The organism is Streptomyces hokutonensis, from assembly GCF_000376565.1.
Classification (GTDB): Bacteria; Actinomycetota; Actinomycetes; order Streptomycetales; family Streptomycetaceae; genus Streptomyces; species Streptomyces hokutonensis.
The window spans coordinates 20,093-44,155 of sequence record NZ_BARG01000022.1 but is presented as its reverse complement, the minus strand read 5'-3'; the positions used below and the strand labels follow the sequence as shown (position 1 = coordinate 44,155).

Sequence of the window (24,063 nt, the reverse complement as noted above, 5' to 3'; positions counted from 1 at the left end):
TGTAAACGCGGGAGAGGGCCACCCGGTTTCCTTTGTACGCTCGGACCATGGCTCGTAACGTCGTGATCAGTGGTGGGGGTACGGGAATTGGGCTCGCCGCGGCGCATGCCTTCGTCGCCGGTGGGGATCGGGTGTTGCTGCTCGGGCGGCGGCGTGAGGTGCTGGAGAAGGCCGGGGTGCCCGGGGCGCTGACGTACGCCGGGGATCTGAGTGAGCCCGAAGTGGTGCGGGGCGTCGCACGGTTCGTGGCCGAGGAGTTCGGCACGGTGGATGTGCTGGTGCACAGCGCGGGTGGCAACGGGACGTTGGAACCCGGGAGCGGCAGCGGCGATGCGCTGGACGCCGTCGCGCACGACTGGACCGTCAACTTCCGCATCAACACCCTGAGCGCCGCGCTGCTGACCGAGGCCCTGAAGTCGCGGCTCGCGGAGCCGGGTGGGCGGGTGCTGTTCGTCAGTTCCATCGCCGCGTACCGGGGGTCGGGGAGCGGGGCGTACGGCGGGGCCAAGGCCGCGTTGCATCCGTACGCCCATGATCTGGCCCGGGATCTCGGGCCGCGCGGCATCACCGTGAACGTGGTCGCGCCCGGGTACATCGAGGACACGGAGTTCTTCGGGCCGGAGATCGCGGAGGCCCGGCGTGAGCGGCTCATCAATGACACGTCGACCGGGCGGGCCGGGACGCCAGGGGATGTCGCCGGGACTCTGCACTGGCTCGCCTCGCCTGCCGCGGGGCATGTCACTTCGCAAGTGATTCAGGTCAACGGTGGGGCTGAGCGGGGGCGTTGAGGCGGTGGTCGGTCGGGTGCGGCGCCGTCGTGGCCGGGCGCGCAGTTCCCCGCGCCCCTAAAAGCCTGGGCGTCGCCGCCGAAGCCAGCTTGAGCAGGAACTGCGCGACCAGCCACCACAGCCCCGTAGGCTTCGGAGCTGCTCCGCGCCCTCCGTCACCCGCGCCCCGCCCCCGGCGGCTCATGCGCCGCCCGCCCACCACCCCCGTTGGGTGACGTGTCCTCGCCCGGTACCGGTGCCGCGTCCGCCGTGTTCACGCGCGGGAGGGCGTACGGGTGTTCCACGTACAGCCAGCGGATCATCTGTTCGCGGACCGTGACGCGGACCGTCCAGATGTCGTCCGCGTCCTTGGCCGTGACCAGGGCGCGGACCTCCATGGTGTTGGGGGTGGTGTCGGTGACGACCAGGCCGTAGCTGCGGCCGTCCCAGGCCGGGCAGGCACGCAGGATCTCCTGCAACTGCTCGCGCATCGCGTCGACCGGGGCCGAGTGGTCGACCTGGAAGTAGACGATGCCGGTCATCTGCGGGGTGCCGCGCGACCAGTTCTCGAAGGGCTTGGACGTGAAGTACGACACCGGCATGGTGATCCGGCGCTCGTCCCAGGTCCGTACCGTGAGGAAGGTCAGGGTGATCTCCTCGATCGTGCCCCACTCGCCGTCCACGACGACGGTGTCGCCGATGCGGACCATGTCGCCGAAGGCGATCTGGAGCCCGGCGAAGAGGTTGGCGAGCGTGGACTGCGCGGCGACACCGGCGACGATGCCGAGGACGCCCGCCGAGGCCAGCAGCGAGGCGCCGGCCGCGCGCATCGCGGGGAAGGTGAGCAGCATCGCGGCTACCGCCACCACACCCACGATCGCGGCCACCACCCGCGTGATCAGCGTCACCTGGGTCCGCACCCGGCGGACCCGGGCCGCGTCGCGGGAGGCGCGGGCGTAGCGGGCGTACGAGGACTCCACGATCGCCGCCGCGACCCGGATCATCAGCCAGGCGGTGGCGCCGATCAGCACCAGGGTCAGGGTCTGGCCGATGCCGACCCGGTGTTCCTCGAGGAGTTGTGCCTGGTCGTAGGAGCCTCTGAGGAAGGCCGCGCAGATGAGGAGTTGGTAGGGGACTCGGCCTCGGCGCAGCAGGCCCCACAGGGTGGTGTCGTCGTGGCGGGCGTCCGCCTTGCGCAGCAGCAGGTCGGTGACCCAGCCGATGAGCAGCGTGAGGACGACGGAGCCGCCGATGACGATCAGCGGGCGCAGTACGTTCTCCATGTGTCCGACCGTACTGGCACGATGGCTTCATGAACATCATGCTCTTCCACTCGACGTACGGACTCCGGCCGGCGGTGCGCGAGGCCGCCGACCGGCTGCGCGCCGCGGGCCACGAGGTGTGGACGCCGGACCTCTTCGAGGGGCAGACGTTCGAGACGGTCGAGGAGGGCATGGCCTTCAACGACGGGATCGGCAAGGACGAGCTGCTGAAGCGGGCCGTGCTGGCCGCCGCTCCCTACTCCGAGCGCGGGCTCGTCTACGCCGGGTTCTCGCTCGGTGCCTCCATCGCCCAGACCCTCGCCCTCGGCGACGAGAAGGCGCGCGGGCTGCTGCTTCTGCACGGCACCTCGGACATCGCGGCCACCGCCACCGTCGACGACCTCCCGGTCCAGCTGCATGTCGCCGAGCCGGACCAGTTCGAGACCGACGACTGGCTCAGCTCCTGGTATCTGCAGATGGGCAGGGCCGGCGCCGACGTCGAGATCTACCGGTACGCCGGAGCCGGCCACCTGTACACCGACCCCGGCCTCCCGGACTACGACGAGGAGGCCGCCGAGGCCACCTGGCGGGTGGCCTTCGGCTTCCTGGAGAGCCTCTAAAAGACCTACACCGGGTCGTACGTCCGCTCGACCTTCTGCGTGCCGCTGCGCGTGCGGTACGAGCGCTCCCAGGACGAGGTCGCGGTGGCCGAGGTGCGGTCGGACAGGACGTAGTAGTCCATCTGCGCGCGGTCGGCCGTGATGTCGAGGACGCCGTAGCCGTGGCGGTCCGTGTCGACCCAGTGGACGTGCCGGTTGGCGACCTGGATGAGCGGGGCGGCGAGCGCGGAGACCGTGCCCTCGGGCACCTTCACTATGTCGTCGAGGTTGTCGGAGGTCACCGAGGTGATCACGAACTCCGTTGCCGCGGACGGCGAGAGCGGGTAGGTGCCGGCGTCCACGGGCACGTCGTTGGCCCAGGACATGTGGATGTCGCCGGTGAGGAAGACCGTGTTGCCGATCGCGTTCGAGCGCAGATGGGCGAGGAGTTCACGGCGGTCGTCGGTGTAGCCGTCCCACTGGTCGGTGTTGACGCCGATGCCGTCCTGCGGCAGGTCCAGCAGCTTCGCGAGCGGCTTGAGCAGGTCGGCGGTGAGCGAGCCGATGACGAACGGCGCGATCATCACCGAGTTGCCGACAAGGCGCCACTTGGTGTCCGAGGCCTTCAACCCGGCCTTCAGCCAGTCGAGTTGGGCGCGGCCCGTGATCGTACGGTCCGGGTCGTCGACCGAGCCGCTGCCCGAACTCGCCTGCTGCGAACGGAAGGAGCGCAGGTCGAGGAGGGAGAGATCGGCCAGCTTGCCGAAGCGCAGGCGGCGGTAGGTGGTGCCCGCGATGGCCGGGCGGACCGGCATCCACTCGAAGTACGCCTGTTTCGCGGCCGCTTGGCGGGCCGTCCAGGTGCCCTCGGCGCCCTCGGTGTGGTTGACCGCGCCGCCCGACCAGGCGTTGTCCGCGAACTCGTGGTCGTCCCAGATCGCGATGACCGGCGCCTTCAGGTGCAGCGCCTGGAGGTCGGGGTCGGTCTTGTACCTGCCGTGCCGGGTGCGGTAGTCGGCGAGCGTGATGATCTCGTTCAGCGGCGCGTGCGGCCGTACGACCGTGCCGCGCGCCGCGTACTCGCCGGACTTGTACTCGTAGATGTAGTCGCCCAGGTGCAGCCAGGCGTCGAGGTCGTTGCGGTTCGCGAGATGGCGGTACGAGGAGAAGTAGCCCGCCTCCCAGTTGGCGCAGGTGACGACGCCGAAGCGGAGGCCGGTCACGGTGGCGTCCGCCGCCGGCGCGGTGCGGGTGCGCGCCGCCGGGGAGTCGGTGCCGCCGGCCGAGAAGCGGAACCAGTAGTCGGTGGCCGGGGCCAGGCCGCGGATGTCGGCCTTGACGGTGTGGTCGGAGGCGGCGGTCGCGGTGAGCGAACCCCTGGAGACGATGTTCGTGAACGCCTTGTCGGTGGCGACGGTCCAGCTCACCTCGGTGTCCGGGCCGAGCCCCGAACCGGGGACAGCCTCGGCGGTGGGCGTCACCCGGGTCCACAGCAGGACGCCGTCCGGGAGCGGGTCCCCGGAGGCGACCCCGTGCAGGAAGGCGGGGGTCTCGGTCGCGGCCCCGGCGGGCAGCGCGGCGACGAGCGGGCCGGCCAGCACGGCGGTGGCGGCAGCGGCCTTGACGACCGTACGGCGGCGCGGGAAGGGCGAGTTGGCGCCCTCGGTTGCTCTGTATCGACTGGTCACGAGCGAACAGGTTACTGACCGGTATTAACAACAGCGGGCGAACTCGTAAAAGTTCGCCCGCTGTTGTACTGCGTGTCTCACAAAACCGCGTGGCTCACGAAGAGGTGGCCGGACGGTCGGCTCAGGCCTTGAGGGCCGCCGTGATCGCCGTGGTGAAGTCGGCCACCGTCATCGGCGCGTTGGTGCCGTCCGAGCCGGTCAGCGTCTTGCCGTCCATCTTCAGGGTCGGGGTGCCGGTGACCCCGCTCTTGTCGAAGGTGGCGGACATGTCCAGCGCCCACTTGTCGTAGGTGCCGTCCTTCACGGCCTTCTGGAAGGCCGCGTTGTTCTTCAGGGCGGGGACCGTGTTCGCGACCTTGATCAGGTACGAGTCGTCCTTGAACTTGTCGGTCGTCTCGTCCGGGTGGTACTTCGTCGAGTAGAGCGCGGTCTTGTACTCCAGGAACGCCTCGGGGCTGACGTTCAGCGCGGCGCCCATGGCGCTCAGCGCGTTCTTCGAACCCTCGCCGTTGTCCTTGTTGTCGATGAACGTGGCACCGACGTACTGGATCTTGAACTTGCCGGCGTCCCAGTCGCTCTTCACGGTCGAACCGACGGTCTGCTCGAACTGGGCGCAGATCGGGCAGCGCGGGTCCTCGTACATGACGAGGGTCTTCTTGGCGGTGCTCTTGCCGAGGACGACGGTGGTGCCGTTGGTGCCGGTGGTGTTGGCCGGCTTGACGAGCTTGTCGTCCTTCGCCGCCTCCCAGTAGCCGGGCTTGTTGCCCTGCACGACGGCGTAGCCGATGCCGCCGGCTATCGCGAGGACGCCGACGACCGAACCGGCGACTATCAGCTGCCGCCTGACCTTCGCGCGCTTGGCCTCGCGCTCGCGCTCGGCGCGCAGCCGCTCACGGGCCGCCGTCTTCGCCGCCGCGCTGTTCCGCTTGCTCATGGTGGTGATCTCCATCAGGGACGCGCACTTGGTGTGCGCGGAATACGTATGGGGGGACTACACAGGGGTGCTCGTGGTGCCGGTGCGCGGCCTGGTTTCAGACCGCGAGGAGGAACGAGCACGGCGGTCCACGCCGTCCCAGGGAGTGCACCAGCAGGCGCTCACGGGCGCCGGCCGTGCGGTGCGTGGTGCGCGGCAGCCGGCCGACCGCGAGGGTGCGGCGGCCCGTCATCGCGGTGACGGCGAGCAGCAGCGGCCGGAAGCCCACCGCCGTCGCCGCACGCAGCAGTTCGGTCAGCGCGCGCTCGCCCCGGCGCAGATACGCGGCGGCCAGCAGCCCGACGCCGATGTGCGCGCCGAGCAGCAGCCAGGCGGCGGTGGCGTCGGTGTGCGCGAGCAGCGCAGCAGCCTGCTGGGGGTTGTCGGTCATCCGGGCCAGCGGGGTGCCCACGCTGCCGCCGCTGCACAGCACGTCCAGGCCGACCGCGCGCAGCGGTCCGGCGACCGGGCCGCCCGCCCTGCCGTAGCAGGCGTGCTGGCCGGTGGTGAACACCGTGTCGGCGGCCAGTTCCAGCGGGATGAGCAGGGCGGCGATCCGGCCGAAGCCGCGCTCGCGGCCCGCCAGCGCGTACGCGAGGACGAACACGGTGGCCGCGATCGCGGCCACCGTGCCGAACGGAAGGGGGACCCGGGACAGCAGCACGTGCGACGCGGTGCTGAGCGTCACGACCAGTGCCGTGAACAGCGCCGCGCGTACGGCCCTGAGCTGGATCCCGGATATGTCCATAGCGGAGGTGAGTCTGTCATGTGCTCCGGTAAGGGACCCCTAAAGGGTTCCTGTGAGCGTACGGATGGTTACAGACCCGGAATCCGGCCGTTGCGGAACAGGTCGACGAAGATCTGGTGATCGGCACGCGCGCGTGTGCCGTAGTCGTGGGCGAAGTCGACCAGGACGCCCGCGAAGCCGTCCTCGTCGGCCGCGATCGCCGCGTCGATGGCGCGCTCGGTGGAGAACGGCACCAGGGACTCGCCGGACTGGTCGTCGGCCGCCGCGTGCATGGTGGCCGTGGCCCGCCCGAGGTCGGCGACGACGGCGGCGATCTCCTCCGGGTCGTCGATGTCGCTCCAGTCCAGGTCCACCGCGTACGGCGACACCTCGGCGACCAGCTGCCCCGAGCCGTCCAGCTCGGTCCAGCCCAGCCACGGGTCCGCGTGCGCCTGGAGGGCCCGCTGCGAGATCACCGTGCGGTGGCCCTCGTGCTGGAAGTAGTCCCGGATCGCCGCGTCCGTGATGTGCCGCGAGACGGCCGGCGTCTGGGCCTGCTTGATGTAGATCACGACGTCGTTCTCCAGGGCGTCGCTGTTGCCCTCGAGAAGGATGTTGTACGACGGCAGCCCGGCCGAGCCGATGCCGATTCCGCGGCGGCCTACGACGTCCTTCACGCGGTACGAGTCGGGGCGGTCCAGGGAGGACTCGGGGAGGGTCTCCAGGTAGCCGTCGAAGGCCGCGAGGACCTTGTAGCGGGTGGCCGCGTCCAGCTCGATGGAGCCGCCGCCCGATGCGAACCGGCGCTCGTAGTCGCGGATCTCCGTCATCGAGTCCAGCAGCTCGAAGCGGGTCAGCGAGCGGGCGGTGCGCAGCGCGCCCAGGAGCGGCCCGTCGGCGGTGTCCAGGGTGAACGGCGGCACCTCGTCGCTCTTCGCGCCGGTCGCCAGCGCGTGCACCCGCTCGCGGTACGCGCCCGCGTAGATCTTCACCAGCTCGGTGATCTGCTCGTCACTGAGCGCCTTCGCGTACCCGAGGAGGGCGATGGAGCCCGCGAAGCGCTTCAGGTCCCAGGTGAACGGGCCGACGTAGGCTTCGTCGAAGTCGTTGACGTTGAAGACCAGGCGGCCGTTCGAGTCCATGTACGTGCCGAAGTTCTCGGCGTGCAGGTCGCCGTGGATCCACACGCGCGAGGTGCGGTCGTCCAGGTACGGGCCGCCCCGCTTCTCCGCGTCGAGGTCGTGGTAGAAGAGGGCCGCCGTGCCCCGGTAGAAGGCGAAGGCGGAGGCCGCCATCTTCCGGAACTTCACGCGGAACGCGGCCGGGTCGGCGGCCAGGAGCTCGCCGAAGGCGGTGTCGAAGACAGCGAGGATCTCCTCGCCGCGGTGCTCGTCGTTGAGCTGCGGAACCGACATCGCTCTGTGCCTCCTGGTACGGGTGGTGCATGACATGTGACGGGTCTGTCGTCACCTTCCAACGCTCGAAGGTACGTGGGAGTGCCCGCCGAGTGTCAGTCCCGAGGCATAGGATTCGGTCTCGTCCCCCCAGACCGCCCGCTGTCTGTTGTCGACTGTTTTCCCTGGAGGCCAAGCCGTGTCAAAGCCGCCGTTCACGCACCTGCACGTCCACACCCAGTACTCGCTGCTGGACGGTGCCGCGCGGCTGAAGGACATGTTCAACGCGTGCAACGAGATGGGCATGACCCACATCGCGATGTCCGACCACGGCAACCTCCACGGTGCCTACGACTTCTTCCACACGGCCAAGAAGGCGGGCGTCACGCCGATCATCGGCATCGAGGCGTACGTCGCCCCCGAGTCGCGGCGCAACAAGCGCAAGATCCAGTGGGGCCAGCCGCACCAGAAGCGCGACGACGTGTCCGGTTCCGGTGGTTACACCCACAAGACGATCTGGGCGGCGAACAAGACGGGCCTGCACAACCTCTTCAAGCTGTCCTCGGACGCGTACGCCGAGGGCTGGCTCCAGAAGTGGCCGCGCATGGACAAGGAGACCATCTCCCAGTGGTCCGAGGGGCTCATCGCCTCCACCGGCTGCCCCTCGGGAGAGCTGCAGACCCGGCTGCGCCTCGGGCAGGAGGAAGAGGCCCTGAAGGCGGCGGCCGAGTACCAGGACATCTTCGGCAAGGACCGCTACTTCCTGGAGCTGATGGACCACGGCATCGAGATCGAACGCCGGGTCCGTGACGGCCTGTTGGACATCGGCCGCAAGCTCGGCATCCCGCCCCTGGTGACGAACGACTCGCACTACACGTACGCGCACGAGGCGACCGCCCACGACGCCCTGCTCTGCATCCAGACCGGCAAGAACCTCTCCGACCCGGACCGCTTCCGCTTCGACGGCACCGGCTACTACCTGAAGTCGACGGACGAGATGTACGCCGTGGACTCCTCGGACGCCTGGCAGGAGGGCTGCCGCAACACCCTCCTGGTCGCCGAACAGATCGACACCACCGGCATGTTCGAGGCCAAGAACCTCATGCCGAAATTCGACATCCCGGACGGCTACACCGAGGTCACCTGGTTCAAGGAGGAGGTGCGCCTGGGCATGGAGCGCCGCTTCCCGGGCGGCGTCCCCGAGGACCGCCAGAAGCAGGTCGAGTACGAGCTGGACGTCATCATCCAGATGGGGTTCCCGGGCTACTTCCTCGTGGTCGCCGACTTCATCATGTGGGCCAAGAACAACGGCATCGCGGTGGGTCCAGGCCGTGGTTCCGCCGCCGGTTCGATCGTCGCGTACGCCCTGGGCATCACCGACCTCGACCCGATCCCGCACGGTCTGATCTTCGAGCGGTTCCTCAACCCCGAGCGCGTCTCCATGCCCGATGTCGACATCGACTTCGACGAGCGCCGGCGCGTCGAGGTGATCAGGTACGTGACGGAGAAGTACGGCGCCGACAAGGTCGCCATGATCGGCACCTACGGCAAGATCAAGGCCAAGAACGCCATCAAGGACTCCGCGCGCGTGCTGGGCTACCCGTACGCGATGGGCGACCGTCTCACCAAGGCGATGCCCGCCGACGTCCTCGGCAAGGGCATCGACCTCGACGGCATCACCAACCCCTCGCACCCCCGCTACGGCGAGGCGGGCGAGATCCGCGGGATGTACGAGAACGAGCCGGACGTCAAGAAGGTCATCGACACCGCCAAGGGCGTCGAGGGCCTGGTCCGGCAGATGGGTGTGCACGCGGCCGGCGTCATCATGTCCAGCGAGCCCATCGTCGACCACGCCCCGATCTGGGTGCGGCACACGGACGGCGTGACCATCACACAGTGGGACTACCCGCAGTGCGAGTCGCTCGGCCTGATCAAGATGGACTTCCTGGGCCTGCGCAACCTCACCATCATGGACGACGCCGTGAAGATGGTGGAGAGCAACAAGGGCGTCAAGCTCCAGCTCCTCGACGTCGCGCTGGACGACCCCAAGACCTATGAACTGCTGTGCCGAGGCGACACGTTGGGCGTGTTCCAGTTCGACGGCGGCCCGATGCGTTCGCTGCTGCGCCAGATGCAGCCCGACAACTTCGAGGACATCTCCGCCGTCTCGGCCCTGTACCGGCCCGGCCCGATGGGCATGAACTCGCACATCAACTACGCCGAGCGCAAGAACAAGCGCCAGGAGATCACCCCGATCCACAAGGAGCTGGAGGAGCCTCTCGAGGAGGTCCTCGCGGTGACCTACGGCCTGATCGTGTACCAGGAGCAGGTGCAGAAGGCCGCCCAGATCGTCGCCGGTTACTCGCTCGGCGAGGCCGACATCCTGCGCCGCGTCATGGGCAAGAAGAAGCCCGACGAGCTGGCGAAGAACTTCACCATCTTCCAGGAGGGCGCCCGGAAGAACGGCTACAGCGACGCGGCGATCCAGGCTCTGTGGGACGTCCTGGTCCCCTTCGCCGGCTACGCGTTCAACAAGGCGCACTCCGCCGCGTACGGCCTGGTCTCGTACTGGACCGCCTACCTCAAGGCCAACTACCCGGCCGAGTACATGGCGGCGCTGCTCACCTCGGTCAAGGACGACAAGGACAAGTCCGCGATCTACCTGAACGAGTGCCGGCGCATGAAGATCAAGGTGCTCCCGCCGAACGTCAACGAGTCGGTGCACAACTTCGCGGCCCAGGGCGACGACGTGATCCTCTTCGGCCTGGAGGCCGTGCGCAACGTCGGTACGAACGTGGTCGACTCGATCATCAGGTCCCGCAAGGCGAAGGGGAAGTACGCCTCCTTCCCGGACTACCTGGACAAGGTCGAGGCCGCCGCCTGCAACAAGCGCACCACCGAATCCCTCATCAAGGCAGGCGCGTTCGACACCCTCGGGCACACCCGCAAGGGCCTCACCGCGCACTTCGAGCCGATGATCGACAACGTGGTGGCGGTCAAGCGCAAGGAGGCCGAGGGGCAGTTCGACCTCTTCGGCGGCATGGGCGACGAGGACACCAGCGAGCCCGGCTTCGGACTCGACGTGGAGTTCACCACCGACGAGTGGGAGAAGACCTATCTCCTCGCCCAGGAGCGGGAGATGCTCGGTCTCTACGTCTCCGACCACCCGCTGTTCGGCCTGGAGCACGTGCTGACCGACAAGGCCGACGCGGGCATCGCCCAGCTCACCGGAGGTGAGCACGCGGACGGCGCGGTCGTCACCATCGGCGGCATCATCTCGGGCCTCCAGCGCAAGATGACCAAGCAGGGCAACGCCTGGGCGATCGCCACCGTCGAGGACCTCGCGGGCTCCATCGAGTGCATGTTCTTCCCGGCGACCTACCAGCTCATCTCGACCCAACTCGTCGAGGACACCATCGTGTTCGTCAAGGGGCGCCTCGACAAGCGCGAGGACGTGCCCCGTCTGGTCGCGATGGAGATGCAGGTCCCGGACGTGTCGAACGTGGGCACCAACGCGCCCGTGATCCTCACCATCCCGGCGACCAGGGTCACCCCGCCGATGGTGAGCAGGCTCGGCGAGATCCTCAGCCACCACCGCGGCGACAGCGAGGTCCGCATCAGGCTCCAGGGCCCGACCAAGACCACCGTGCTGCGCCTGGACCGGCACCGGGTGAAGCCCGACCCGGCCCTGTTCGGCGACCTGAAGGTGCTGCTCGGCCCGGCCTGCCTGGCGGGCTGAGCAAGGGACTTGCAGAAGTGACTGAGGGGCGCGTCCGCCAACGGACGCGCCCCTCAGTCGTTCAACAACCCTTGAAGCGGGCCTCAGTTGTGGCCGAAGCGCTTCTGTTTGCCCTTGCGGGCCATGTCGCTCGGCGTCGCCTGGGATATGCGCTGTTCGGCCTGTGCCTCCATCGAGGACGACGTGGCCTGCTCCTGGGCGCGCTCCGACTGCGGCTGCTTACGGTCACGGTGCTTGTTCTTGGCCATGGTGATCTGCCTCCTGAAGGGGATCTAGGGGCCAGGGCCGCGACCAGATTCACATAGGCTGACGAAGAACGCATTTCGGATAATTACCGTGTGTGACATGGTTGGTGCGAGACGGAAGCCCCGAAACGCCACGCCGAAGATCGAGTTTCGGGCCGTTAACCCCAGTGCGGTCGGGCAGACTCGAAGCGAGCCCGAAGCAAAACCGACCGGGAAGAGGGTGAGTCGCGTGGACCGCTGCATCGTCCTGGTGGACGCCGGGTACCTGCTGGGGGCGGCGGCAAGTCTCCTCGCCGGAGAGCCCTCGCGTTCCCGTATCACCGTCGATCACGCCGCCCTCATCCAGGGCCTGCGCGAGCGCGCCGAGTCCGACACGGAGCGGCCCCTGCTCCGCATCTACTGGTTCGACGGCGCCCCCGACCGCGTCCCGCAGCCCGAGCACCGCAGGCTGCGCGTGATGCCCCGGGTCACCGTCCGCCTCGGCGCCCTGACCCGCAGCGACGGCCGCTGGGCGCAGAAGGGCGTCGACGCCGCCATGCACGCCGAACTGACCGAGCTGGCCCGCAACCGCGCCTGCTCCGACGTCGTCCTCGTCACCGGCGACGGCGACCTGCTGCCGGGCATGATGGCAGCCAAGGAGCACGGCGTCGCCGTACACCTGTGGGCCGTGCAGGCCGCCGACGGGGACTACAACCAGTCCGAGGACCTGGTCGCCGAGGCCGACGAGCGGCGGGTGCTCGACCGGACGTGGATCACCAAGGCCGTACGGGCGAAGGATCTCGGTGGGGTGTGCGCGCCGCAGCCGGTGCCCAGGCCGGAGATCGCGGCGATCCTGTCCGCGCCGCTGCCCGAGTCCGCGCCGGCGACACGTGAGCGGCCCGTCGAGGACGGCGAGCACGCCGCCGCCGAGGCCGGTTCGGAGAACGGCACGCAGGAGCGGGTGCCCGCGCCCAAGGGCGTGCCCACCCCGAAGGACCTGGCGAGCCTCAAGGCCCCGGGGGCCGCCGCGCCCGCGCAGCAGCCCGCGAGCGCGACCCTGCGCTGGTCCTCCGACAAAGGGTGGGTCGACCGGCCGGGCGGGGCCGCCGAGCCGCCCGAGGTCGCCTCTATGCCGACGCTGGCGCAGCTGACCACCGCCGAGCAGCGCTGGGCCGACCGCGAGGAGGACATCACCACGGTCGGCGGCGACCCCTTCGAGGTCGGGCAGGTGTTCGCCCGCCGGTGGATGGGCCGCCTCGGCGACCAGGGCGCCCACCTGCAGAAACTCTCGGGAATGTATCCGCGAGTGCCGCATCGCATCGACGGGGAACTGCTGCGCTACGCGGCCCGCTTCGGACTCCTCGCCCACAAGGACGACCAGATCGACGAGCACGACCGGTACGCGATCCGCGCCGGGTTCTGGCGCGAGATCGACGTCCGCACGGCGGCCGAGCACGCCCCCGCGGGGGATTGACGCTCTTTACCGGGGTATTTGCGGTTCTCGACCGACCCGCGAGCGGGCGGGGGCCGCGGACCCCGTAGTCTCGTCCCTTGTGAGTACGCGCGCGGGACAGGCACTTCGACACGGTGGGGATGTCGTGTGCGCGGTGCGCGGACTCAGCAAGACCTATCCCGCGGTGCGCGGCCGGCGCGGTGCGCCGGGCACCCCCGAGGTGCGGGCCACCGACGCGGTGACCCTGGACATCCGCCGGGGCGAGATCTTCGGACTGCTCGGACCGAACGGCGCCGGCAAGTCCACCCTCGTACGCCAGCTCACCGGCCTGATGCGGCCCGACGCGGGCAGCGTCGAGATCCTCGGGCACGACATCGTGCGCCACCCGGAACGGGCCGCGCGGATCCTTGCCTACCTCGGCCAGGAGTCCACCGCGCTCGACGAACTGACCGTGTCGCTCGCCGCCGAGACCACCGGCCGGCTGCGCGGCCTGGAACTGCGCGAGGCACGGGCCGAACGGGACGCCGTACTGGACGAGTTGGGGCTTGCGGCCATTGCCGGGCGGCCGCTCAAGAAGCTGTCCGGCGGGCAGCGGCGGCTGGCGTGCGTGGCCGCGGCGCTGGTCGGGGAGCGCCCGCTGCTCGTGCTCGACGAGCCGACCACCGGGATGGATCCGGTGGCGCGGCGGGCCGTGTGGTCCGCCGTCGACCGGCGCCGGGCCGAGCGCGGGACCACCGTGCTGCTCGTCACCCACAACGTCATCGAGGCCGAGACCGTCCTCGACCGGGTCGCCGTCCTCGACCAGGGCCGGGTCATCGCCTGCGACAGCCCCGCCGGGCTCAAGGAACAGGTCGCCGGAGAGGTCCGGGTCGAGCTGGTGTGGCGGGAGAAACCGCCGCTGGACGTCCCGGAGGTCGCCGCGCTGCGGGACCGTGCCGTCGAGTCCGGCCGCCGCTGGACGCTCCGGCTCGCCCCCGAGGAGGCCCGGGTGGCCGTCGCCACGGTGACCGGCGGGGCCGCCTTCGCCGCCCTGGACGACTTCACGCTGGCCACGCCCAGCCTGGAGGACGTGTATCTGACGCTGGGCGGCAACGGGCAGGGGCTGGTGAAGGCATGAGTACACGGGCCGTCGTATCCGTATGGGACAGCGCGACTGCCGGCGTCGAGAGGAGCAGCGCGACGTGAGTGTCGTATCCGCCGATGTTCTGCCGAGTGGCCCGCTGGCCGTGCCACAGGCCGCCGGGGCAGGCGCTGCCGAGCTCGGGCCGAAGGCGCGGCTGTGGCCCTCGATGGCCGCCGTGTACCGGGCGCAGCTGTCCCGGGCGCGGGTCGCGCGGATCCCGCTGATGTTCGTGGCGACCTTCCAGTCGGTCGGCATCCTGATCATGATGCGCGGGGTCGTCGACGGCGGCAGCCACGACGCCCGGTTCGTCGTCGCCGGCTCGTCCGTGCTGGTCGTCGCCTACGTCGGGCTGAACCTGCTCGCGCAGTACTTCGGGCAGCTGCGCGGCAGCGGCGGGCTCGACCACTACGCCACCCTGCCGGTGCCGCCCGCCGCCGTCGTGCTCGGCGCCGCGGGCGCGTACGCGTCCTTCACCGTGCCGGGGACCGCGCTCACCGCCGTCTTCGGGTGTGTGCTGTTCGGGCTGCCGATGGGGAACATCTGGATCCTGGCGGCGGTGGTCCCGCTGGCCGGAGCTGCCCTGGCCGGGCTCGGCGCGGCTCTGGGGCTGCTTGCGCCGCGCCCCGAACTCGCCACGCTGCTCGGGCAGTTGGGCATGTCGGCGGCACTGCTGCTCGGTGTGTTGCCGGCCGACCGGATGCCCGACGCGGTGCGGTTCCTGCGGGACCTGGTGCCCTCGACCTACGGCGTCGAGGCCTTCGCGCAGACCTTCGCGGCGCACCCCGACTGGGCGCTCGTCCTCGGTGACCTCGCCGTATGCGCCGCGGTCGGCGTCGTTTCGCTGGCCGTCGCCGCCTGGGCCTACCGTCGGGCTGCCGTCCGGTGACGCGCCGCACAGCCGGGCCTGGCACGATGGCGTTGTGACCGCACCGCTGACTCCGCCTCCGCCACCGCGTGACCAGTCCTCGCACGATCCGTGGCAGCCGCCGGGCGACCAGGGCCCCCAGGGTGACCCCGGTGCCCCGAGCGCCGGGTATCCCGCCGGGTATCCCGTGTACGCCCCGCAGGACGCGTCCTACGGCGCGGACGGGCCCGGAATGAAGACCGAACTGATCGAGGCCGTCGTCGCCACGGTCGTCGTCGCGCTCGGCGGGGTGCTGCTCGGGCTGCTGTGGTGGTGGCTGGCGCCGCATGTGCCGCTGGTCGGGGACGTGGTCGACAAGAGCTGGGTCGTCTACCTCAAGGACTCCGAGGGGGAGCAGGCGGTGGGGGTGGACGGAACGTTCACTCTGCTCGCGGTGGGTTTCGGTGTGCTGAGCGCCCTTGCCGCGTTTCTGCTGCGGCGGCGTGGGGGAGTGCCGCTGGTGGTCGCTCTGACCGTGGGTGGGCTGCTGGCCTCGCTGCTCGCCTGGCGGCTGGGGATGTGGCTGGGGCCGACGAAGGACGTGCTCGCGCATGCGAAGTCCGTGGGCAAGGGGGTTACGTTCTCGGCGCCGCTGAAGTTGGGGGCGAAGGGGGCGTTGCTGGCCTGGTCCATCGCGGCGCTGGTCGTTCATCTGGGGCTGACCGCGTTGTTCGGGCCGCGGGATCCTGAGCCGCAAGGTGTTGCGACCGACGTTTACGGGGCGCCGATGTCGTAGGGGCGGGGGGTTTCTTCGCCCCCGCCGCCCCTACCCGTCCCGTCCCTGGGGGCTGCCGCCCCCAGACCCCCGCTTCGGCCTGAACGGCCTCGTCCTCAAACGCCGGACGGGCTGAAAGACCTTCCTACGCCGGCCGGTGTCCATGGTTCGAGCGGCGTTTCTTGATGCGCCACTTTCGTTTCCTGGTTTTCTTCGACATGCCTCTTGTGCTTAACCGAGGACGGGGGCGGCGTCGAGGGGTTACGCACGGCCGATGGGGGCCAGTACGGCGGCGGTGAGGGTGGCCAGGTCGTCGGGGGAGAGTTCTACCTCCAGGCCGCGGCGGCCGGCCGAGACGCAGATCGTGGGGTGGGTGGCGGCGGAGTCGTCGAGGACTGTGCGGAGTTTCTTGCGCTGGCCGAGGGGGGAGATGCCGCCGCGGACATAGCCCGTGGTGCGTTCGGCGAGGGTCGGGTCGGCCATTGCGGCCCGCTTGCCGCCCACCGCCGCGGCGAGGGCCTTCAGGTCGAGTTGGCCCGCCACCGGGACCACCGCGACCGTCAGCGCCCCGTCCACGTCCGCGACCAGGGTCTTGAAGACCCGGTCGGGAGACACCCCCATCGCCTCGGCCGCCTCCTCGCCGTAGGACGGGTGGGCGGGGTCGTGGTCGTAGGCGTGCACCTCGTACGGCACTCCGGCGGCCGTCAGGGCGACGGTCGCCGGGGTGCCGCCGGACTGGGGCTGTTGTTGCTTCCTGGACTTCTTCGCCATCGGGGTCTCAGTTCAGGCTCGTCGGGTTGCGCGTCAGGTCGGAGGCGGGCAGGGACGGCAGGTTGCGGATGATGGCCGTCTCGGAGCGCAGGAGCTTCAGCTCGTCGCGGAGGCGGGAGGCGGTGTCGGGGGCCTGGAGAAGGCGTTGTTTCGTCGCCGTGTCGAGCATCATCGCGGCGGCTACCAGGTACGACACCACCGCCGGTTCGTCGGGGAGTTCCGCGTCGCCGGTCGACAGGGAACGCTCGCGGGCGCCCGCGAGGCGCTTCTGGTACTGGCGGAACGCGCGTAGCACTCCCTCTGCCAGCGCGCCTGCCTCGTCGCCCTTCTCCTCGGGGAGCTCCTCCAGCTCGGCCGTGAGGAACGGGCCCGAGGCGTCGACGGTGAGCAGCCGCATCCGGGTGGTGCCCGTCGCCAGGACCTCGAAGGTGCCGTCGGCGCGCTCGCGGATGGTGGCCGCGTCGGCGACGCAGCCCACGGAGTGGAAGGCCTTGAGCGGGTCGGGGCCGAAGCCGGCCGTGGGTCCGCGCTCGGGCAAGGCGGTCTGGTCCGGCATGCCCTGGGCGGTGTGGGCCACCTCGTGGCCGTCACGGATGGCGACGACGGCGAATCGGCGCGGTTCCTCCTCGGGGGTCTTGAGCAGTTCGCGCATCATGGCGCGATAGCGCTCCTCGAAAATGTTCAGAGGAAGCACGAGCCCCGGGAACAGAACCGAGTTCAGGGGGAAGAGCGGCAGCCGGACGGTGGTCACGGCGCAAAAGCCTAGTGGTCGCCGGAGCGGGCGCGACCGTCGTGCTCACTCCGTGGATACGGCGGCGCGTCCTCGAAGCCCCACGGCTGCCGCGGAACCGCCGTGAGACCGGGCGGAACCGGCCCGCCCAGGGGCAGTTGCGAGGCCACCGCGATCCGCACCCCGTCCCGCACCTCCAGGAACTGGCCGAGCGGGTCGTCCGAGATCCGGTCCCAGGGGAAGGACGTGGCGTGCGGGCCGATCAGGCGCAGCTGGTCGAGGGCGTCCGGCCAGCGTTCGAGGCGGACGAGGACGTAGGCCAGCAGGTTGCGGACCTCGGCGGGCCAGGGGTCGCCCGCCGGGTAGCCGGCCGAGAGGGCGATAGCGAGGTCGGCCGCCGCGTCCAGCCGGGCGCGCGGCACCGCGGCTCCGCCCGCGTCCGGCCGGGCCTGCGCCATTGCCTCCCCGCCCGCGTCCGGCAGTGCCCGCGCCACCGCCGTCCCGCGCGCGTCCGGCCGGATTCGCGGCACCGCGGCGCCGCAGCCGTCGGTCAGACAGGCGAAGGCGGCCCGCACGGGCAGCGCCTGGACGAGCGAGCAGGGCAGGGCGTCCTGTGCGGCCCGTTCGGCGAAGTCGAAGCACTCGCGGTGGGAGGGCCGCTCGGTGTGGGGCGTGTCGCCCCACTGGGCGCAGCAGGCGGCCGAGAGGTACTGGAGGGCGGCCACATGGCAGCCGTAGTGGTGCGGGGCGCGGCGGACCGCCTCGCCCCACAGCCGTTCGAAGGCGGCGTGCCCGGCGTGGGTGCCCCGCGCGTGGTCCAGGGCGATCCGCCAGGGCACCGGGTCGCGCGGTTCGGCCTCGGCCGCCGCCGTGATCAACGGGCCGAGTTCGCCGAGCAGTTCGGCGCGGGCCGGCGACTCCCAGCAGCGGTCCACCGCCAGCTGGGCGCCGACCAGCAGCGCGTCGGGGTCGTGCGGGTCGGCGGCGCGCCAGTCGGCCAGCCACTCGGGACGGGAGCGGGCGAAGGCCGCGAGCCTGCGGGTGCAGCGGTCGCGGTCCTCCCACTCGGCGGCCGCGCGGGTGGTGGCCAGCAGCTCGGCGGCCGGCCCGTACTCGCCGCGGCCGGCCGCGACCAGCGCGGGGCCGAGCCGGTCGTCGGGCGCGTCGAGGAGTACCTCGTCGTCGGCCGGCAGTCCGGCGGCGAGCCGCGAGGTGTTCCTTGCCATCCGGGCGGTACGGATGAAAGCGCGCAGCAGAGCCATGGTGCCGACCATTGAAGGACCGGGATCCGGAGTGCGCCAGACCGTTTGGGCACCCCGTGGAAAGTTGTACGCCTCTCGGTCAAGCCCCGGTAAAAGGTGACTTTTGCTCACCTGTTCGATAACTGTGCCCGGACAGGCCCTAGCCCCGCCTGAGCAGCCGGGTCGCCCCCGCCGCCACCGTCGTCGCCAGGATCCAGCCCAGCAGGATCAGCGCCACCGACAGCCACTGCCAGCCCCCGTGCAACTGCCACTGGCCCACCTGCCCCAGATCGATCACCGGCAGCAGCAGATCCAGCGCGAACAGGGCGGGACTCCACGGCGGATGCCCGCTGCTGCTCACCGGCACGTGGTCCGCGTGTGCGAAGGCCAGCGAACCGGCCGCCCACAGCACCGCCATCCATACCGCGGCCCGGCCCGGCCGGTACCCGTAGGCGACCGTCCAGTCCTGCGCGAACCCCCACAGCTTCGCCGCGACGGGCAGACTCTCCCGGCGCCGCCGCTGCTTGGCGAGCAGCACCTCGCGCGCGTCCTCGTCCTCCCCGGCGTTGCGCAGCACGGTCGCGAGCCGCTCGTACGGCTCCGGGTTGTACTCGGCGGTCGCGGCGGCCACCCAGTCGAGCCGGGCCTCCAGCGGGAACGGGCCCTGCGGTACGAGGTTCTCGTACACGAAGCCGCCCATGTGGAGGTTGCCCGGACCCGGCCAACTGTCCTTGCCGTCGATCAGGTTGACGACCCGCGCCCCCGACAGCACCACCTTCCCGCGCTGCGGTTTCTCCCCGAGGAAGCGCAGTTCGGGCGCCTGGACCCGCAGCAGCGACAGTTCCTGGTCGTCCGTGAAGGTGAACCGGGCCCGCTCCAGGTCCACCGCGTCCCCGAACCGCCCGTCGTCCAGGCGCACCCCGCCCTGGCACGTGAAGCGCTGGATGCGGGTCCCGCGCGCGGGTGTGGTGCCGCTCAGCCAGGGGCCGCCGACGCCCGCCGGGGTGAGGTACAGGGTGCGGCCGACGGTCAGCTGCGGCGCGTTCAGCGCGAGCCGCGAGTACGGGTTGGCCAGCCGGGCGCCGCGCAGGCTCAGCGAGACGCCGACCTTCGCGCTGCGCAGGCTCAACTCACCGTGTGATTCGAGGAGTTCGGCCTGGAGGTCCTGCCCCACGGTCATGCCGTCGGCGGCGATCGAACGGCCCGTGCGGTCCCTGTACACGATCGCCTGGTTGAGCAGCAGATCGGTGCCGATGTGCGCGTCGGTCAGCCGCACCCCGTTGTGGAAGCGGCAGCGCGGCAGATGCAGGTCACCCTCCGTGTGCACCCGCGCCGCCTCCAGCCGCGGCACCGAGCAGTTCACCAGCCGTACGGTCTGGAAGCGGGCCTCCGGCAACAGGATCTCGTGCTCGAAGCGGCAGCCCTTCAGCTCGACGAAGGGGGTGATCGTGCCGCCCGCCAGGTCCAGGGTGCCGCTGATCTGCACTCCGGTGAGTTTCAGCGAGGCCACCCGGCCCGACAGCGCGGGCGGGCCGTCCAGGAGGAGCCAGCACACGAACCGTGCCCGTACGGTGCGCTCCGGGCCCCACGGATGTCCGCCGTGCGGATCGTCGACGACGGTGTCGCCGCTGCTCAGGTCGTACACGCTGCCGTTGCGGAAGGCCTGCCACATACCGGCCTCGGCGGCGGTCGCATCGTCCGGCACATCCCCCGCGCGGAGGCCGGCACCCTCGGTCACTGCTCTGTCATCCCTCTCGACTGCTCACGGGTTTCGCACAGCTGTTCATGCCCGCTGAGTAACGCCCGGAACACTAGACGTGAAGGGGATCTTCCGGGTTCCGGCCACGTTCTGTATCAGCCATTGATACGCGCGGACGACGCCCGATCGCCGTCTGAGAGAATTGGCTCGTGATCTCCCGAATCGATCTGCGCGGCGACGCCCTCCCCGAAGGGCCCGCCCTGCGCGACCTGCTGCCCCGAGCCGACTTCGACGTCTCGGCCGCCCTGGAGAAGGTGCGGCCGATCTGCGAGGCCGTGCATCATCGGGGCGACGCGGCGCTGATCGACTTCGCCGAGAAGTTCGACGGCGTGCGGCTGGAATCGGTACGGGTCCCGGCCCAGGCCCTCAGCGACGCGCTGGAACAGCTCGACCCGGCCGTCCGCGCGGCCCTGGAGGAGTCCATCCGGCGCGCCCGTCTCGTCCACCGCGAGCAGCGCCGTACGACCCACACGACCCAGGTCGTGCCGGGCGGTTCCGTCACCGAGAAGTGGGTGCCGGTCGACCGGGTGGGGCTGTACGCACCCGGCGGGCGGTCCGTCTACCCGTCGTCCGTGATCATGAACGTGGTGCCCGCGCAGGAGGCCGGCGTCGGCTCCGTAGCCCTCGCCTCGCCGCCGCAGGCGGACTTCGGCGGGCTGCCGCACCCCACGATCCTCGCCGCGTGCGCACTGCTCGGCGTCGACGAGGTCTACGCCGTCGGCGGCGCCCAGGCCGTCGCGATGTTCGCCCACGGCACCGAGTCCTGCGCGCCCGCCAACATGGTCACCGGTCCCGGCAACATCTGGGTCGCCGCCGCCAAGCGCTACTTCACGGGCAAGATCGGCATCGACACCGAGGCCGGTCCCACCGAGATCGCGGTCCTCGCCGACGACACCGCCGACCCGGTGCACGTCGCCGCCGACCTGATCAGCCAGGCCGAGCACGACCCGCTCGCCGCCGCCGTCCTGGTCACGGACTCCGTGACGCTCGCGGACGCGGTCGAGAAGGAACTCGAACCGCAGGTCGCGGCCACCAAGCACATCGAGGACCGGATCGCCCCGGCGCTGGCCGGCCGGCAGTCCGCGATCGTCCTGGTCGACGGCATCGACGAGGGGCTCCGGGTCGTCGACGCGTACGGCGCCGAGCACCTGGAGATCCAGACGGCCGACGCGGCTGCCGTCGCCGACCGGGTGCGGAACGCGGGCGCGATCTTCGTCGGCCCCTGGGCGCCCGTCTCCCTCGGCGACTACGCGGCCGGCTCCAACCACGTGCTGCCGACCGGCGGTTGCGCCTGCCACTCCTCCGGGCTCTCCGTGCAGTCCTTCCTGCGCGGCATCCACATCGTCGACTACACCCGCGACGCCCTCGCCGACGTAGCGCATCACGTGGTGACGCTGGCGGAGGCGGAGGACCTGCCCGCGCACGGCGCGGCGGTCAAGGCGAGGTTCGGATGGAAGGTTCCAGAGAGCAAGTGACCGGCATCGACGATCTTCCCGTACGGGACGAACTGCGCGGCAAGTCCCCTTATGGCGCGCCCCAGTTGGACGTCCCCGTACGGCTGAACACCAACGAGAACCCCTACCCGCTGCCCGAGGCGCTGGTCGAGCGGATCACCGAGCGGGTCCGCGAGGCCGCCCGCGGCCTCAACCGCTATCCCGACCGGGACGCGGTCGAGTTGCGCATCGGGCTGGCCAACTACCTGACGAAGACCGGCGGTTACCGGGTCGGCGTCGAGAACGTGTGGGCGGCCAACGGCTCCAACGAGGTCATCCAGCAGCTGCTGCAGACCTTCGGCGGCCCCGGCCGCAGCGCCATCGGCTTCGAGCCGTCGTACTCGATGCACGCGCTCATCGCGCGCGGCACGGGCACGGGCTGGATCTCCGGGCCGCGCAACGAGGACTTCTCGATCGACCTCCCGGCCGCCGAGCGCTGGATCGCCGAGAACAAGCCCGACGTCGTGTTCGTCACGACCCCCAACAACCCCACAGGCAACGCCGTTCCGCCCGGGACGGTGCTCGCGCTGTACGAGGCCGCGCAGGCCGCCAAGCCGTCGATGGTGATCGTCGACGAGGCGTACATCGAGTTCAGCCACGGCGACTCGCTGCTGCCGCTGCTCGAAGGTCGGCCGAATCTCGTCGTCTCGCGCACGATGTCGAAGGCGTTCGGGGCGGCCGGGCTGCGCCTGGGCTATCTCGCCGCGCACCCGGCGGTCGTCGACGCCGTCCAACTCGTCCGGCTGCCCTACCACTTGTCGGCCGTCACCCAGGCGACCGCGCTGGCCGCCCTGGAGCACACCGACACGCTGCTCGGGTATGTGGAGCAACTGAAGGGCGAACGGGACCGGCTGGTAAGGGAGTTGCGGGCCCTCGGCTGCGAAGTCGTCGAGTCCGACGCCAACTTCGTGCAGTTCGGCCGGTTCGCGGACTCCCACACCGCCTGGCAGGCGATCCTCGACCGGGGCGTCCTGGTCCGGGACAACGGCATCCCGGGGTGGCTGCGGGTCTCCGCCGGAACCCCCGAAGAGAACGACGCGTTCCTCGACGCGGTCCGTGAGTTGATGAAGGAGCAGAGCACATGAACCGCGTAGGACGTGTGGAGCGGGCGACCAAGGAGACGTCGGTCCTCGTCGAGATCGATCTCGACGGCCACGGCAAGGTCGACGTGTCGACAGGAGTCGGCTTCTACGACCACATGCTCGACCAGCTCGGCCGGCACGGTCTGTTCGACCTCACCGTGAAGACCGAGGGCGATCTGCACATCGACTCCCACCACACCATCGAGGACACCGCCCTCGCCCTCGGCGCCGCCTTCAAGCAGGCGCTCGGCGACAAGGTCGGGATCTACCGGTTCGGCAACTGCACGGTCCCGCTGGACGAGTCCCTCGCCCAGGTCACCGTCGACCTCTCCGGCCGCCCGTACCTCGTGCACACCGAGCCCGAGAACATGGCGCCGATGATCGGCGAGTACGACACCACGATGACCCGGCACATCCTGGAGTCCTTCGTGGCCCAGGCCCAGATCGCGCTGCACGTGCACGTGCCCTACGGGCGCAACGCGCACCACATCGTGGAGTGCCAGTTCAAGGCCCTCGCGCGCGCCCTGCGGTACGCCTCCGAGCGCGACCCGCGCGCGGCCGGCATCCTCCCCTCCACGAAGGGCGCGCTGTGACCAGCCTGTCGAGCCTCCTCATCGTCGTCGGGCTCTTCCTGCTCGGCGGGGTCTACTCCTTCGTCAAGCAGAAGATGCCGCGCCAGCTCATCGTGCTGATCTCCATCGCCGCCGGGATGTGCCTGGTGGCCGGGGTCATGAGGCTGGAGGTGTGGAATTGAGCGCAGCCACGAGCACATCCAAGAAGGCGTCGAAGAAGGTGGTCGTCTTCGACTACGGCTTCGGGAACGTCCGTTCCGCCGAGCGTGCCCTCGCGCGCGCGGGTGCCGAGGTCGAGATAACGCGTGACTACGACAAGGCCATGAACGCGGACGGCCTGCTGGTGCCCGGCGTCGGCGCCTTCGCCGCCTGCATGGAGGGCCTGCGCTCGGCGCGCGGCGACTGGATCGTCGGCCGTCGGCTGGCCGGCGGGCGCCCGGTGATGGGCATCTGCGTCGGCATGCAGATCCTGTTCGCGCGCGGCATCGAGCACGGCGTGGAGACCGAGGGCCTGGACGAGTGGCCCGGCTCGGTCGAGCCGCTGCAGGCCGAGATCGTGCCCCACATGGGCTGGAACACCGTAGACGCCCCGGCCGGCTCCCAGCTCTTCGCGGGCCTGGACGCCGACGCGCGCTTCTACTTCGTGCACTCCTACGCCGTCCACGACTGGTCCCTCGAAGTCTCCAACCCGGCGATGCGCGCCCCCCTGGTGACCTGGTCGACGCACGGCAAGCCCTTCGTGGCCGCCGTGGAGAACGGCGCCCTGTGGGCCACCCAGTTCCACCCCGAGAAGTCCGGCGACGCCGGAGCGCAGCTGCTCACCAACTGGATCGGAACCCTGTAGACC

At 70.5% G+C, this 24,063-nt stretch carries 22 protein-coding genes; 12 read left to right on the top strand and 10 right to left on the bottom strand.

Annotation, left to right across the window (positions count from 1 at the left end; genetic code table 11):
- The first annotated feature begins 47 nt into the window (after positions 1-47).
- Positions 48-788, top strand: coding sequence for an SDR family NAD(P)-dependent oxidoreductase (locus SSP08S_RS11495; RefSeq protein WP_026178394.1), 741 nt, complete (start codon positions 48-50; stop codon positions 786-788).
- 155 nt (positions 789-943) lie between these two features.
- On the opposite strand, the gene SSP08S_RS11490 is transcribed toward SSP08S_RS11495, so the two are convergent.
- Complete coding sequence (locus SSP08S_RS11490) at positions 944-2,050, bottom strand: mechanosensitive ion channel family protein (RefSeq protein ID WP_019067738.1); 1,107 nt, start codon at positions 2,048-2,050, stop codon at positions 944-946.
- A gap of 29 nt (positions 2,051-2,079) precedes the next feature.
- On the opposite strand from SSP08S_RS11490, the gene SSP08S_RS11485 reads away from it, so the two are divergent.
- Positions 2,080-2,649, top strand: coding sequence for a dienelactone hydrolase family protein (locus tag SSP08S_RS11485; RefSeq protein WP_019067737.1), 570 nt, complete (start codon positions 2,080-2,082; stop codon positions 2,647-2,649).
- Between the two features lie 5 nt (positions 2,650-2,654).
- On the opposite strand, the gene SSP08S_RS11480 is transcribed toward SSP08S_RS11485, so the two are convergent.
- The 4 genes from SSP08S_RS11480 to SSP08S_RS11465 form a co-directional block, all read right to left on the bottom strand.
- Positions 2,655-4,316, bottom strand: a complete 1,662-nt coding sequence (locus tag SSP08S_RS11480) for an alkaline phosphatase D family protein (protein WP_019067736.1) — start codon at positions 4,314-4,316, stop codon at positions 2,655-2,657.
- A 121-nt stretch (positions 4,317-4,437) separates the two neighbouring features.
- Positions 4,438-5,250: a thioredoxin domain-containing protein gene (locus SSP08S_RS11475; RefSeq protein WP_026178393.1), complete on the bottom strand. Its 813-nt coding sequence runs from the start codon at positions 5,248-5,250 to the stop codon at positions 4,438-4,440.
- A 97-nt stretch (positions 5,251-5,347) separates the two neighbouring features.
- A complete protein-coding gene (locus tag SSP08S_RS11470) occupies positions 5,348-6,037 on the bottom strand; it encodes a hypothetical protein (protein WP_019067734.1) in 690 nt (229 codons plus the stop codon).
- A gap of 68 nt (positions 6,038-6,105) precedes the next feature.
- A complete protein-coding gene (locus tag SSP08S_RS11465) occupies positions 6,106-7,431 on the bottom strand; it encodes a DUF2252 domain-containing protein (protein ID WP_019067733.1) in 1,326 nt (441 codons plus the stop codon).
- 178 nt (positions 7,432-7,609) lie between these two features.
- On the opposite strand from SSP08S_RS11465, the gene dnaE reads away from it, so the two are divergent.
- Positions 7,610-11,149, top strand: a complete 3,540-nt coding sequence (dnaE, locus tag SSP08S_RS11460; protein ID WP_019067732.1) for a DNA polymerase III subunit alpha — start codon at positions 7,610-7,612, stop codon at positions 11,147-11,149.
- Positions 11,150-11,232: 83 nt separating this feature from the next.
- Here the strand turns inward: dnaE and SSP08S_RS62510 are convergent, their stop codons facing one another.
- The gene (locus tag SSP08S_RS62510) at positions 11,233-11,397 is read right to left on the bottom strand and encodes a hypothetical protein (RefSeq protein ID WP_019067731.1); all 165 of its coding nucleotides are present in this window, start codon (positions 11,395-11,397) and stop codon (positions 11,233-11,235) included.
- Between the two features lie 226 nt (positions 11,398-11,623).
- Between SSP08S_RS62510 and SSP08S_RS11450 the strand changes: the two genes are divergently transcribed.
- The 4 genes from SSP08S_RS11450 (at position 11,624) to SSP08S_RS55170 (ending at position 15,589) form a co-directional block, all read left to right on the top strand.
- A complete protein-coding gene (locus SSP08S_RS11450; RefSeq protein WP_019067730.1) occupies positions 11,624-12,847 on the top strand; it encodes an NYN domain-containing protein in 1,224 nt (407 codons plus the stop codon).
- 124 nt (positions 12,848-12,971) lie between these two features.
- Positions 12,972-13,943, top strand: a complete 972-nt coding sequence (locus SSP08S_RS11445) for an ABC transporter ATP-binding protein (RefSeq protein WP_019067729.1) — start codon at positions 12,972-12,974, stop codon at positions 13,941-13,943.
- Between the two features lie 64 nt (positions 13,944-14,007).
- Positions 14,008-14,835 (top strand): ABC transporter permease, encoded by an 828-nt coding sequence (locus tag SSP08S_RS11440; protein WP_019067728.1) that lies wholly within the window; start codon positions 14,008-14,010, stop codon positions 14,833-14,835.
- 34 nt (positions 14,836-14,869) lie between these two features.
- A complete protein-coding gene (locus tag SSP08S_RS55170) occupies positions 14,870-15,589 on the top strand; it encodes a hypothetical protein (RefSeq protein WP_051105891.1) in 720 nt (239 codons plus the stop codon).
- 240 nt (positions 15,590-15,829) lie between these two features.
- On the opposite strand, the gene ybaK is transcribed toward SSP08S_RS55170, so the two are convergent.
- The 4 genes from ybaK to SSP08S_RS11415 form a co-directional block, all read right to left on the bottom strand.
- A complete protein-coding gene (ybaK, locus tag SSP08S_RS11430; RefSeq protein WP_019067726.1) occupies positions 15,830-16,339 on the bottom strand; it encodes a Cys-tRNA(Pro) deacylase in 510 nt (169 codons plus the stop codon).
- 7 nt (positions 16,340-16,346) lie between these two features.
- Positions 16,347-17,090: an LON peptidase substrate-binding domain-containing protein gene (locus SSP08S_RS11425; RefSeq protein ID WP_019067725.1), complete on the bottom strand. Its 744-nt coding sequence runs from the start codon at positions 17,088-17,090 to the stop codon at positions 16,347-16,349.
- A gap of 11 nt (positions 17,091-17,101) precedes the next feature.
- Positions 17,102-18,331, bottom strand: coding sequence for a hypothetical protein (locus SSP08S_RS55165; protein ID WP_245607863.1), 1,230 nt, complete (start codon positions 18,329-18,331; stop codon positions 17,102-17,104).
- A 139-nt stretch (positions 18,332-18,470) separates the two neighbouring features.
- Entirely contained in the window at positions 18,471-20,048 is a 1,578-nt protein-coding gene (locus SSP08S_RS11415) for an oxidoreductase (protein WP_019067723.1), read from the bottom strand.
- 170 nt (positions 20,049-20,218) lie between these two features.
- Here SSP08S_RS11415 and hisD point away from each other — a divergent pair, with 170 nt between their 5' ends.
- The 5 genes from hisD to hisH are packed head-to-tail and all read left to right on the top strand — an operon-like array spanning position 20,219 to position 24,060.
- Positions 20,219-21,544, top strand: a complete 1,326-nt coding sequence (gene hisD, locus SSP08S_RS11410) for a histidinol dehydrogenase (protein ID WP_019067722.1) — start codon at positions 20,219-20,221, stop codon at positions 21,542-21,544.
- The gene (locus tag SSP08S_RS11405) at positions 21,520-22,647 is read left to right on the top strand and encodes a histidinol-phosphate transaminase (RefSeq protein ID WP_043259390.1); all 1,128 of its coding nucleotides are present in this window, start codon (positions 21,520-21,522) and stop codon (positions 22,645-22,647) included. Before hisD ends, SSP08S_RS11405 begins: the two co-directional genes overlap by 25 nt.
- Positions 22,644-23,237: an imidazoleglycerol-phosphate dehydratase HisB gene (hisB, locus tag SSP08S_RS11400; protein ID WP_019062289.1), complete on the top strand. Its 594-nt coding sequence runs from the start codon at positions 22,644-22,646 to the stop codon at positions 23,235-23,237. Before SSP08S_RS11405 ends, hisB begins: the two co-directional genes overlap by 4 nt.
- Positions 23,234-23,398 (top strand): CG2302 family histidine operon protein, encoded by a 165-nt coding sequence (locus SSP08S_RS62505; RefSeq protein ID WP_019067720.1) that lies wholly within the window; start codon positions 23,234-23,236, stop codon positions 23,396-23,398. The genes hisB and SSP08S_RS62505 overlap by 4 nt, the downstream gene beginning before the upstream one ends.
- A complete protein-coding gene (hisH, locus tag SSP08S_RS11390; protein WP_019067719.1) occupies positions 23,395-24,060 on the top strand; it encodes an imidazole glycerol phosphate synthase subunit HisH in 666 nt (221 codons plus the stop codon). Before SSP08S_RS62505 ends, hisH begins: the two co-directional genes overlap by 4 nt.
- Positions 24,061-24,063: the final 3 nt, after the last annotated feature.